A 12,102-nucleotide genomic window follows, 5' to 3' on the forward strand; every position below is an offset into this window, starting at 1 on the left:
ATCCTGTTGATTTTCGGACAAAGCGGCATGTCAGGCCACATTTGACGCTACATAATCCTGTTTCACGTATGTGCGAGTGATTTTTCTCTTCTTGTTGTTTTCTGTATCACCTCTACCTGCCTGCCTACCCGCAGGCCATACGATAACTTTCGGGTAACTAACTCACTTTTTCACAAAAAATACATAAATAGTAACCCAAAGCCGCATAAAGAGTACACTAAAACAATTTTATTTAACCAATTAACACGTTTATGCTCGTATGAAAACAATGTACAAAACCCTTCTCGCTCTTGTCATTACTGGTTTATTCATGGCCTTACAGGCTCAGGCTCAGGTTGGTATTGGCACTACGACACCCGACGCCAGCGCACAACTCGAAATTCAGTCTACCTCAAAAGGCTTGCTCATTCCGCGGGTTACCAGTACGGCCTCCGTCACCAGCCCGGCCAAGGGCCTGATCGTTTATCAGACTGGCGGTACCGAAGGCTTCTATTATAACAGTGGCACGCCGGGTTCTCCTGACTGGAAAATGCTGAGTACGGGTGGTGGAAGCGGCAGTGCACTTTCGTATGGATACGCAGCGAACACCTCCGGATCAATCATTGCCGTTGTATTGGGCGGAACAGAAATTCCTTTGCCAAATGCGCAGAACTTCAGCTCAGTAATAACCAACGGAGCGAATACAAACTTTGTGATTAGTACGACCGGAACGTATAGACTGGCATATAGTGTAAACTTAACAGCGGCACTGCTCGTCGGAGCGCGGTTGCTCATCGATGGGACGGCAAATGTAGCCAGCACAATTAATCCGGCATCATCGCAAAGCCATTTTGCAGCAGAGACCGTTGTAACGTTAGCCGCCGGCACTACCATTTCGTTACAGCTTTTCGGGCTATTGGGGGCAGCAACGTTACAAACCGGCAATGGTGCATCATTAACCATCCAACAATTGAACTAGGAAAGAAATGTCTCAATGGACACGTAAACGCTAAGTACCCCATGAAACATTTCCTTCTTTTTTTCTGCCTGCTTCTGCTACCGGCGGTTCAGGCAGTAGCCCAGGTTGTCAACCAGGGCATTTTGTATATTGGTAATACCGGCATCGTTTCGTCGGGCGAGTCACTAACCAATACAGGGCAACTGACACTCAACGGGCAACTGGCACTGAAAGCCAGCTTTACCGATGCCGGTTCGCTGACGTCGGCCCAGGGTCAGCTACGGTTGTATGGCACAACCTCCCAGACCCTGACCAGCCCGACGGCCATTACGGTTAGCTCCCTGACCGTCAGCAATTCGGCCTCCGGTACGGCCGTCTACCTGCAAACCCCGCTCTGGGTTACCCAATCGGCCAGTTTCAGCACCGGGATTGTGAAGACCGACGCCACGAATCTGCTGGTGTTCGCCGATAACGCCCAAAGCAGCGGGGTGTCGAACGCGGCGCACGTGGCAGGCCCTGTCCGTAAGATCGGGGATGATAGTTTTACGTTTCCCCTGGGTAACGGAACCGCCTCCCGCCCCGCGCAGCTGACCGTTCAGGGCAGCACAACGGATACATACACGGCACACTATGTTCAGAATGTCCCACCAAACAACAGCTCACTGCTCTGTCTGTCGGCTATTTCGGGGCAGGAATACTGGCAGATCGACCATACAACGGGCAGCGGGTCGGCGGTCGTCGGCCTGCCAAATCAGAACGTAGCAACCAGCAATCTGTCACTTAACTCTCCTACCCTGCGGGTGGCCGTCTATACCGGTTCGCAGTGGACCGCCCTGAGCCGGGAACGGAACGGGGGCATCACCGGCAACGTTGTCGTTTCAGACGGGGCCACCAATCTAAGCGGCCTGTTTACACTGGCCAACGCCTTCGACGTGCCGGGCATTACCGGACAACTTCCCTCCGGTACACTCGTCTGCGCAGGAACGAACCTGACGGTTCCGGTAACGGTGACCGGCACCAACGGCTCAACAACCTACCAGTGGTATAAAGACGGCGTTAGCCTCAGCACCCAAACCTCGGCCACGCTGAATCTGACGAGCCTGAGCGTAGCCAGCGGAGGCAGTTACTCCCTGGTAATTACCGGCGGTTGTTCGAGTATCACCAGCACCGCATTCAGCCTGACCGTTAGCGAGGCGGTGGCGATTCTGCAGCAACCAATCGCCGGCACAGCGCTTTGTACGGGGCAGCGTCTAAGCCTGCCGGTTAGTGTCAGCGGTGCCGGAGCGTCTTATCTGTGGTATAAAAACGGGAATCCGCTTAATACGCAGACCGGAGCGACACTAACCCTCAATCCTCTGACACTGACTGATGCCGGTTCGTATGCGCTGGTTATTACGGGCGGCTGTAACAGCGTAACGGCCAACGCCTTCTCGCTGTCTGTTAACCAGACCCCTGTTGTGACTGTTTCACCGGCGAGTACGACCATCAGCGGCGGGCAAAGTGTAACCCTTAGTGCGCAGGGCGCTGATAGTTTTCTATGGTCGACCAACGCCACCAGCACCAGTATTGTCGTCAGCCCGACACAACCAACGACTTACACGGTGACCGGTACCAGCAACGGTTGTCCGGCGTTTGCCACCGCAGCAGTTACCGTTAACTGTACGCAGGTAACGGCTCAGGCAAATGCGATCACCATAACAGGTACGTTGGGGCCCGGCAACTGCGCCGTTCAGCTTTCGGGAAGCGGCACCGGTACTTCTTTTGTGACACAAGGTCCGGGTGGGTATATTTTCAGTACGGTTTACCGGAAGCCAGGCACCTATACACTGTCACCGCTCAACATTACCAAACCGGGTACCTATACGTTTACGGCTTCGTTCCGCAACGCCTGCGGGTATGAAAGTACCGACACCCGTACGTTTATCGTTGGCGGAACCGCCTGTCCATAATAGCGGCATCGTTCTCCGGACAAACCAGTATCTGTCCGGAGAACGATGTTTATTTCACGACCGGCCACCCCTCCGCATCCCAGCTGAGCGGCCGGATCAGCAGCTTTGATTTACCGTTGTCGGCCGCGTCGTAGCCGTGATAGACGAGGTAGTCCGCTCCGTCGAAGGTGTAGACCGAATTATGCCCCACCCCATACCAGTTGGCATCGCCCTGTAACAGCAGCGACCCTCCGCCCGACACCATCTTTCTGCCGGTTTTATCGACATACGGCCCCGTGACCTTTTCGGCGCGGCCAACCATCATTTTGTACGTACTCTGTGGCCCCTTGCAGCAATAGTCAACGGAGACAAACAGGTAATAGTAGTTGTTTTTGCGGAAGATAAAGGGGGCTTCAATGGCGCCGTCACCGGCCTGCGTATCGTCGGCGCCGTTGCTGCGCTTACGGCTGGCGAGCGTCACCCACTCCTGTGGTTCGGCAACGGCTTTCCGGTCATCGCGGAGCCGGACCATTTTAATCCCGTCCCAGAACGAACCGAAGGCCAGCCACGGTGTACCGTCCTGATCGACAATCAGGTTGGGATCAATAGCGTTCCAGTTATCACGCCCCGGCACCGACTGTACCACCATGCCGTGGTCCTGCCAGCCAAACGCCGGATCGGCGGGGTTGAGGGTTTTGTTGGTGGCGACACCGATACACGACGTATTTTTCCCGAACGCCGACACCGAATAATAGAGGTAATACAGGCCATTGTGAAACGAAATGTCGGGTGCCCACGTATGCCCCCGATAGCCAGGCACGGCCTTGACAGCCCAGTCCGGCGGGGTACTGAATACCGGCTTTTCGGCCTTCCAGGTTACGCGGTCGCGGGATGACCAGACCGAAATGCCACGCCCCGTAGCAAAGGTATAGTATATACTGTCTTGCCGGATCATGACGGGGTCATGGACCGGAATCCGCACGGGCGCAGTCTGGGCACAGGCCAACGACCCGGCGTTCAGGAGGATTATGAACAAAGCAGTGAGGCGCATCTTGTTTTTTCGGGAACAAATAACCCCTCATCTGAAGCCAGCGAGGGGTTACACAATCATCTTCTAATCTACTCTAATTAAAGCGCTACTTCAACTGTATTTTCTGTACCGGTGAATACAGCATTTCGGCGACCCCGACGGTCTTCACGCCGATCCGACCGTATACATACGCCTTGCTGGCTACCGACGACGGGATGTTCATCGTAAAGCTGAGTTCCTTCGTCAGATCGGCCAGGTCGGCACCGGCTTTGCTGACGTTGCCCGCGTTGTTATTGATATCAACAAACTGGGTTGACCCTACATACAGCGTCACCCGCTCAATGGCCCGCGTCGTCAGCACCTGATTAATCTTACAGGTGGAGGTAATGGCGGTGCCGGCTTTCTGGAATTTTTCATTGGCGACCGTAAAGTATGGCTGTACCGGGACATCGATGGTAGCCGAGCCACGGACCTGCACATCAATGGTATCGGTATTGTCGACCCACGGGCCGTTGCCCCGCAGCCGCACCAGCTTGTAGTTACCGTCGAACACGGTGGCCGAGAACGAGCCATCCTGGTCGACATACACCGGGATTTTGGTAAACAGCTGATAGCCGCGCTGCCATAATTCGAGCTGTACTCCGTTTGAGCGCACGCCTATGGGCTGATTCTGGTACACCACACGGCCGCTGATAGTGGCCTTCGGTTCGGCATAGTTATCTTTTTCACACCCCGTCAGCAGGCCCGCAAGCGCCATCAGTGCCGGGAAAATCAAGTGCTGGAATTTCATGACTGGATCAGTGGAATGGGTTTCTGACAATTTTAGGGTTGTTGTTGATCACCGCCTGGTCGATCGACGAGTAATAGTTGCCCATCTGGAACAACCGTGGGGCCCGGAAGCGCGGCGCGGTCAGTTTGACAAACACATACTTCCCGTCGCGGGCATCGCCCGGGCGGACGATACGGTACGGATACAGCGCCGACATCACGGCATCGGGGTTGGTCGGGCTGCCGTTCCAGACCTCGTGGGCAATCCGCCAGCGCATCAGATCCCATACGCGGTGATCTTCAAAGGCCAGCTCCACGCGCCGCTCGTTCTGAATCCGCGCCAGTGTCAGCGCCGTCAGGCTGTTGGGGCCAAAACCGGCGCGCTCGCGGACACGGTTGATGTAGGTCAGGGCCTCGGCCGTCTGCCCCAGTTCGAAGGCCGCTTCACCCGCATTCAGCAACACCTCGCCCAGCCGGAAACGCACCCACCACATGTCGCTCCGGATACCGCGCGTGCTCGACAGCGGCGCCGGATCAATGTATTTACGCAGGTAAAAACCGGTGTTGGATACTTCGGTCTGCGACCGCTGCGGCCCCGACGCACCCGTCAGCAGCCTGCCGTCGGTATAGGTCGATCCGAGCACGTTCGACTCAATGGTCTGGTAGCTGTTGCTGGCTGCATTCCAGACCATAACACCCGCCTGAATCTGCACCTCCGCGCCCTTAAACGAGGTTCCCGGATAAATGACCGTACCATACAGCCGGGCATCCTTGTTGGCAAAGACATCGCTCAGCTTATCATAGTAGATAAAATCCTTGTCGTCGGCGGTGCGGGTTTTCAGGGTACCGGATGTGCCGTCGAGGTACTCATACGCCTCCACCAGATTCAGGGTCGGCGTAACGTTCGACGAGCTCAGGTTATCCTCGCGGATGTTCCGGGCAATGTTGTCGTAACTGAATCCGTGGCGCTTGTCCTTAGCCGTCAGGAAATCCTTGGCCATGATCACTTCGGCGTTGTTGATCTTCTTGGTGATCGCCTCGAAGAAGTTTTCGCCCAGGTTCGGATTCACGCGGTACAGCGAGTAGTTGCCGGTGGTGATGATCTCCTTCGACGCCGCGAGTGACTTAGTGTAATAGTCATTCGCCCGCGATGCCGGAATGCCTACCTCGCCGCCAGGTGTCGTAATAGGGGCTCCCATCCGGTTGTTGTATTTGGCAATCGACGCCGCATAGAGCATGGCCCGGCTTTTCAGCGCCAGCGCCGTAAACTTATTGGCCCGCGTGTTGCTGCCGGCGTTGCCCAGCTGGTCTTTGATCGCGTCGAGTTCGCTGGCAATGAAGTCATAGACAGCCTCTTCCTTCGCCCGTGGCTGCTGCAACGGGGTCGGGTCGCCGCTGAAGTCATAAATCAGCTGCTTTGTAATAAGCGGTACGCCTCCCATGCGCTTCACCAGCTCGAAATACTGGTACGCCCGCAGGAACCGCAACTCCGCCGAAAACAGCGTTTTCTGACTGGCTGTCAGTGTTGTACCGTACTTTTCGATACTTTCCAGCGCCAGGTTAATGTCGCGGATCAGGCCGTAATCCCACAACCGCCAGCGGTCAAACGGATACGAAACAATGTTGTTCCGCGCATCGTCGTTGCCCGACCACATCGCTTCGTCGTAGGCCGCAAACTCCGCCCAGCCGACGTCGATCTGCGAGTGGGCCGGCAGCCGGTCGTAGTAGTTTGCCAGCAGGCCGGTAATCATGTTCGGGTCGTTCCAGACTTGTTCTTCAAGGATGATGTTTGGTGGCTGCCGTTCGAGCCACTCCTCCTTACAAGCCGTTACGGGGGCAGACAGGGCCGCTATGATGAGTAATCTATGGAATGTTTTCATGGAGAATAAAGAGCCTTTCGCGTTCATCGTTCCGGAATCGTTTAGAAGGTCAGGTTGAAGCCGGTGTTAAACAGCCGCTGCTGCGGATACACCAATGCACCGTTCGACGAAATTTCAGGGTCAATACCGAGCGATTTCACGTTATCCAGTGAAATCAGGTTGGTCGCATTGACGTAGACTTTCATCTGATTCACCCCAAACTTGCGCGTAAAGAGAACCGGCAGGTTATACCCCAGTTCGAGGTTACGAAGCCGGATGTAGCGTACGTTCGTTGTCCAGAAATCGCTCCGGCGGCTGAAGTTCACGTGGCTGGTATTGTCTTTCCGGATGGCCGGATACGTCCCTTCTACCCACGGGCTGTCGGCATTGTACGGATCGGCGCGGTGCCAGCGGTCTTCAAACATGTAGTTCGGCGACGTACCGTTGTTCTGGAACGGAATCTTCATCTCCACTTCGCGCCGGAACGATTGCAGGGACGCCCCGGCAAAGTCGGCCTGGAGCGTAAAGCCCTTGTAGCCCAGGTTGATGCTCCCGCCGAAGCTCAGGTACGGGTTGGCGCCTTCAGCATAGCCAATCGGCCGCTCGTCGAGGCCGTTGATGATGCCGTCGCCGTTGACATCCTTGTAGATAAAGTCGCCCGGGAGCTGGGTCCGGTTGCCCTGCCCGTCGTTGTTAACCGCATAATTATCAATCTCTTCCTGCGACTTGAAACGGCCGATTACCTGATACCCCCAGTTCACGCTTGCCCACCGGTCAACAGCTGAGTTCCGGTATTCATCCCATGAGTTGCCAAAACGCGGTTTGTACTGACTGATGTTGCGCAGGCGGGAAATCGTGGCGTTACCGCTTACCGAGAAATCAATGTCGCGGACTTTGCTGCGGTAGGTCAGTACCCCTTCCAGACCACGGTGTGCGTCCGAGTTCAGGTTTTCGTTTGGCAGCGTGTAGCCCACTTCGCTGGGCAGCAACACGTCATACCGGGCGGCCGGCAGACCGGTCCGGCGGCGCTCAAACACATCGAACTGACCCGACAGTTTTGAATTCAGCAAGGCAAAGTCAACCCCGATGTTGGACGAGATGTTGGTCACCCACGACAGGGTCGTGATCGGCAGACCGCGCGGCCGTACCCCAATGACGTAGTTGCCGTTGAAGATCGCACTGCCTTGCAGGAAGTTATAGCCTGGCAGGTAACTGAACGGAGCCACAATAAACCCGTCGTTGATCAGGTCACTACCCGTTTTACCATACGAAGCCCGGAGCTTCAGTTCGTTCAGTACCTTCGTGCGGCCCTGCATAAACGGTTCTTCCGTAATCCGCCAGCCCGCCGACACGCCCGGGAAGAAGCCGTAGCGTTTGCCGGGCGCAAAGAGGAATGATCCGTCATAACGGCCCAGTACCTCAAGCAGGTAGCGCTGTTTGTAGTTATAATTTACCCGGCCGATATAGCCCGCCCGCGCCTGCACGTTCCATTCGTCGATCAGCAGGTCCTGGTTGGCAAACGACATCAACGGAATGTAGTTGTTGGGCGGCACGGTGTGCACTACGAGGTATTTGTTGTCGGAGTCGGTTCGTTCGTAGGCCGCTACCGCCGAGATGCCGTGTACACCAAACTGCTTGTTATAACTCAGCTGCAACTGCGCAAAGCGGTCGGAGACGTTCCGTTTCCGGCGTTCGCGCCACGGGTTCTGGTTACCGCCGCCCGGCACCAGGTTATAGGTATCGGTTTTGGCGTCGTAGGTATAGGCGTTGTAGGTGTATTCGAACCCGTCGAAATCAAAATTTGTGAAGTTATACGAATACGTCGCCTTGGCGCTCAGCCCGAAATCGAAGTCATACTGGGCGTAGAAGTTGCCCTTAGCCGCCCGCCAGATTTCGTCGATATACCCCGTTACTTCCTTCTTGTAAGTCGCAGGGTTTACGTTTACGTTGTGGGTCTGGTTGATGTATTTCGGATTATCGTTGGCATACGGGCGCTCCGTCGGCCACATCGAGAAAATACTCAGAAACGGGTTGAAGTAATCGTCAAGGCCCGGCACCCCGACCTGAAACCGATCTTCCAGACGACCGCTGATCTGAGTACCGACCCGCAGGCGTTTCGACAGACCAGCATCAATGTTTGCCTGGAAGTTGGTCCGGTTAAAGTTATAGTCGCGGATCAACGCGTCCTGATTCAGGTGGCTCACCGAAAAGTAATAGTTTACGCTCTCCGAACCACCCGACGCACTGGCGTTCAGGTAGTACTGCGGTACGTTCGGCCGCATGACCATGTCGTAATAGTCAAAGCTCTGAAAGCCTTTTTCGGTGTTGGCCTGCCACTTGGCCAGTTCTTCCGGCGTAATAGTCGGCGTAATACCCCGGTTCTGGTCTGATTCGACCAGTGCCCGCACGTGCTGATAGGCGTTGGCCGGGCGCGGATAGCGGGTAAAGTTCTGTAAGCCGTAATAGCCCGACAGGTTGATCGACGTTTTCTGACCGGCCTTACCTTTTTTGGTCGTTACGAGCACAACCCCGTTGGCCGCCCGGAGGCCGTAAATCGCCGCCGAGGCATCTTTCAGGATCGAAATACTTTCAATATCGTTGATCCCGAGGTTGTTGAACTGCCCTGCATCGGCCGTAATGCCGTCGATAACGAACAGCGGCGTACCCATGTTCCGGATCTGAATGCTGGTTGACCCGCCCGGACGCGCATCGGCCTGACGGGCGGTAATCCCCTGCACACGGCCTACCAGCGCTCCTGATGTCGTTGCAGCCGGTGTCCGGATAATGTCGTCGGCTTTTACGTTGCCGACCGCGCCGGTCACCGTTCCCCGCGACTGTGTACCGTACCCGACGACCACCACCTCTTCAAGCGTCTGGTTGTCGGCTACGAGCGTGACCGCAATCCGGGTGTTAGCCCCGACGACCACCTCTTTCGATGTGTAGCCCACAAAACTGAATACCAGGATCGCATTCTGGTCAGGCACACTCATCCGGAACGCGCCGGTCGCATCAGTGGTTACCCCTTTGGTAGTGCCTTTGATCACCACGTTAACGCCCGGCAGGCCGTCGCCTTTTTCGTCGGTCACCGTACCGGTTACCTGAACATCTGCCGACGACGGCGACACCCCTGGTGACCGCATTGCCAGCGGATTCATGGCCATCGTATTACCGGCAGGGGTTTGTTCAGCACTCAGTGGTGGCTGGAGTGTGTTGGCCAGGCTGGCTGTGGGTACGGCCTTTGTCTGCTTACGAAAGACCAGGAACGTCTGGTCGCTCACCTGCTTTACCTGCAAGCCATAAGGCTCTACCAGATGAGCGAGCTGCCGCGACAGTTTACCACTCGCTGTCAGCGACTTACCCGGAACGGTCAGACCCTGAACGGTTGTTTCTTCAAACAAAATGCTTACACGATGTTGCCGGCTCAGGTCGGTCAGCACATCTTTCAACTGCCGCGCCGATGTCCCGGACGGCTGCATCAATGCCGCAGGTTTGGCCTGCTGCCGGGCCAGTAATACCCGCTGTGCCATACCCGTATGGCAACAGGAAAGCCCCAGTAGAACCAAAAAGGTTCCTGGTCGGAAAGGTTGGTGCATAGGAGAAGTTAAATTAAAGGGTAAGTGTTCGTAATTCGATATGGTCGTTGGTTCTGGTGATCTTTACGTTGAGTAATTCCGATAAACTCCGCAGGAGCTGATCTGCCTTTGTTGCCTTGAAGTTGCCGGCAATACGTCGCCGTGCCAGCCCGGAATCAGGAATAACCACCTGAACACCAAATACTTCGTCGATCTGTTGGGCTACTTCCGACAGTGAGGTATTGTCGAAATGAAACCAGTGGTGCTGCCAGGCGAGATACGATTGGGCCGGTGCGGTTTCGGTAAGCTGTCCGTGGCCGCGGGCATCCACCGTAAACAGGTTTCCCGGCTTCATGTACAGTTGTTTGCCCTGCGGCAAATCCAGCTTAATGCTCCCCTTGTGCAGAAAAACATGTTGTCCGCGGTTGCGGGCATACGCCACAAATTCGGTCCCGAGTACCTCAATCTGTATTCCCCGTCCCATGTCGACCACAAACCGCTGGTGGTTGGGCAGGTGAGCCACCTTAAAGACGGCCTCCCCCGTCAGGCAGACCTGCCGCCCGTGTTGGCCGAAGCCAAAGCGCGGTACCCGTAACGACGAGTTGGCATTCAGCGTTACGGCCGAGCCATCGGGTAGCCGGTGCGTGGCGGTTTCGCTGAATCCGGTCTGGTAGGTGATGTAGCGCCATTGGTCCTGAAAGAATACCCCGCCGGCCGTTACCAGCAGAATAATGGAGGCGGCAATGCTCCACCAGAACCACCGCTGAAACCGGAAAGGGCTCTCCGGCGGATCGTACAATGCTCTGATGCGGCGGGGCCGTTCACCGGCCATCTCCTGTTTGTATTGCGTCAGTGCCTCATCGACCGACGGGAAAAACTGCATATGGCGGGTTTCCCATTCATCGAGGTATTGGTAGTATAACTCTTCATTGGCCGGTATCAGCAGCCAGTCTTCAATGAGCTTACGTTGCAGGGGCGTGGCCTTGCCGTCGAAAAAATCGAAAAGGATGTCTTTAGGTAGCGGTGTCATTATCGTCAGGTTGTTTTGCGGTGTATAGTCAGGAGTTCAAGGGAATTCCTGCCGCGTTTACAGAATAGATAAGATCACCAGTCCGGACAGCCCCAGAAACCAGTCGTTTTTCAGTTCAGCCCGGAGACGGGTCAGTGCACGGCTCACCAGGGCTTCAACCGCCTTGGTGCCGATCTGCATTTCTTCGGCAATTTCCGTGTACTTCTTTCCTTCGATTCGTTTCAGCAGAAAGGCCCGCTGGCACTGGGCCGGCAGTTGCTGAATGGCGTATTCAATTTTTTGATGCAGTTCGGAATACTGCAATACTTCATCGGGTTTCAGGGTGGTGTCGACGGGCATGTGTTCAATGGCATCCATCGAATCCGTACGCTGAAACTGCCAGGCAAGGTAGTTATAGGCGCGGTTCCGGACGGCGCGGTAGAGGTACGCCCGGTAGGAGGTGCTGATTTCATCGAACACCCGGCTGTACCAGAAATTGGCAAACAGCTCGGCGACAATGTCTTCCGCGACTTCCTTTGAATAAACAAAACGGATGGCGTGGTTACAGAGATTGGTGTAGTATCGGCGGAACAGGAGTTCACAACCCTTGCGCGGATCGCTGGCAAAAGCCTGCCGGAGTACCAACTCATCGTCCATAACTAAAGCTTCCTTACAAACAGAGGGTCTGAACACAGACGACTGTGTTTTTTCCTGCGAATGCGTTGAGTAAGAAGCGTTCATATAAAATTGTGTTTTTCACCTACAATCGTTGTACTCATCATAGACAAGTAAAGTAAGCGAATCCCTATACTCGCAGGTTAAAAAAACGCTCTTTTTTTCTCTATTTTATCATGTTTTTTTATCGATTAAGCGTATTTTGATCAATATATAGCCAGTTTTATCTGAATGATTAAATTCTCATTAAAGAAATTCCGGACATGTACAGCACTTCTGATGATAGCTGGCGCAACTGTAGAGCCGCAATATCTTGCGGCTCGG

The 12,102-nt window shown here is 55.1% G+C and carries 8 protein-coding genes; 2 read left to right on the forward strand and 6 right to left on the reverse strand.

Annotation, left to right across the window (positions count from 1 at the left end; translation table 11 throughout):
* Window positions 1–259: 259 nt before the first annotated feature.
* Together BLX24_RS23830 and BLX24_RS23835 are read left to right on the forward strand one after the other, a co-directional pair.
* Window positions 260–958: a BclA C-terminal domain-containing protein gene (locus tag BLX24_RS23830; RefSeq protein ID WP_071505728.1), complete on the forward strand. Its 699-nt coding sequence runs from the start codon at window positions 260–262 to the stop codon at window positions 956–958.
* Between the two features lie 41 nt (window positions 959–999).
* Window positions 1,000–2,886, forward strand: coding sequence for a hypothetical protein (locus BLX24_RS23835; RefSeq protein ID WP_071505729.1), 1,887 nt, complete (start codon window positions 1,000–1,002; stop codon window positions 2,884–2,886).
* 49 nt (window positions 2,887–2,935) lie between these two features.
* Here BLX24_RS23835 and BLX24_RS23840 read toward each other — a convergent pair whose 3' ends face one another.
* From BLX24_RS23840 to BLX24_RS23865, 6 genes are all read right to left on the reverse strand, one after another.
* Window positions 2,936–3,916: an arabinan endo-1,5-alpha-L-arabinosidase gene (locus BLX24_RS23840; protein ID WP_071505730.1), complete on the reverse strand. Its 981-nt coding sequence runs from the start codon at window positions 3,914–3,916 to the stop codon at window positions 2,936–2,938.
* 85 nt (window positions 3,917–4,001) lie between these two features.
* On the reverse strand, window positions 4,002–4,685 hold the full coding sequence (locus BLX24_RS23845) for a DUF3823 domain-containing protein (protein WP_071505731.1): 684 nt from the start codon (window positions 4,683–4,685) through the stop codon (window positions 4,002–4,004).
* A 7-nt stretch (window positions 4,686–4,692) separates the two neighbouring features.
* On the reverse strand, window positions 4,693–6,543 hold the full coding sequence (locus tag BLX24_RS23850) for a RagB/SusD family nutrient uptake outer membrane protein (protein WP_071505753.1): 1,851 nt from the start codon (window positions 6,541–6,543) through the stop codon (window positions 4,693–4,695).
* A gap of 41 nt (window positions 6,544–6,584) precedes the next feature.
* Window positions 6,585–9,683: a SusC/RagA family TonB-linked outer membrane protein gene (locus BLX24_RS23855; protein WP_083422147.1), complete on the reverse strand. Its 3,099-nt coding sequence runs from the start codon at window positions 9,681–9,683 to the stop codon at window positions 6,585–6,587.
* 445 nt (window positions 9,684–10,128) lie between these two features.
* Window positions 10,129–11,124 carry a FecR family protein gene (locus tag BLX24_RS23860; RefSeq protein WP_071505732.1) on the reverse strand — a complete coding sequence of 332 codons (996 nt, stop codon included), beginning with the start codon at window positions 11,122–11,124 and terminating at the stop codon, window positions 10,129–10,131.
* A gap of 57 nt (window positions 11,125–11,181) precedes the next feature.
* Window positions 11,182–11,844: an RNA polymerase sigma-70 factor gene (locus BLX24_RS23865; protein ID WP_083422144.1), complete on the reverse strand. Its 663-nt coding sequence runs from the start codon at window positions 11,842–11,844 to the stop codon at window positions 11,182–11,184.
* Window positions 11,845–12,102: the final 258 nt, after the last annotated feature.

This window comes from Arsenicibacter rosenii (assembly GCF_001870735.1).
Lineage (GTDB): Bacteria > Bacteroidota > Bacteroidia > Cytophagales > Spirosomataceae > Arsenicibacter > Arsenicibacter rosenii.

Excerpts from the sequence above, each read along its gene's own strand:
- BLX24_RS23830 (WP_071505728.1), top strand. The coding sequence starts at position 260 with ATGAAAACAATGTACAAAACCCTTCTCGCTCTTGTCATTACTGGTTTA.
- BLX24_RS23835 (WP_071505729.1), top strand. The coding sequence starts at position 1,000 with ATGAAACATTTCCTTCTTTTTTTCTGCCTGCTTCTGCTACCGGCGGTT.
- BLX24_RS23840 (WP_071505730.1), bottom strand. The coding sequence starts at position 3,916 with ATGCGCCTCACTGCTTTGTTCATAATCCTCCTGAACGCCGGGTCGTTG.
- BLX24_RS23845 (WP_071505731.1), bottom strand. The coding sequence starts at position 4,685 with ATGAAATTCCAGCACTTGATTTTCCCGGCACTGATGGCGCTTGCGGGC.
- BLX24_RS23850 (WP_071505753.1), bottom strand. The coding sequence starts at position 6,543 with ATGAAAACATTCCATAGATTACTCATCATAGCGGCCCTGTCTGCCCCC.
- BLX24_RS23855 (WP_083422147.1), bottom strand. The coding sequence starts at position 9,683 with ATGGCCATGAATCCGCTGGCAATGCGGTCACCAGGGGTGTCGCCGTCG.
- BLX24_RS23860 (WP_071505732.1), bottom strand. The coding sequence starts at position 11,124 with ATGACACCGCTACCTAAAGACATCCTTTTCGATTTTTTCGACGGCAAG.
- BLX24_RS23865 (WP_083422144.1), bottom strand. The coding sequence starts at position 11,844 with ATGAACGCTTCTTACTCAACGCATTCGCAGGAAAAAACACAGTCGTCT.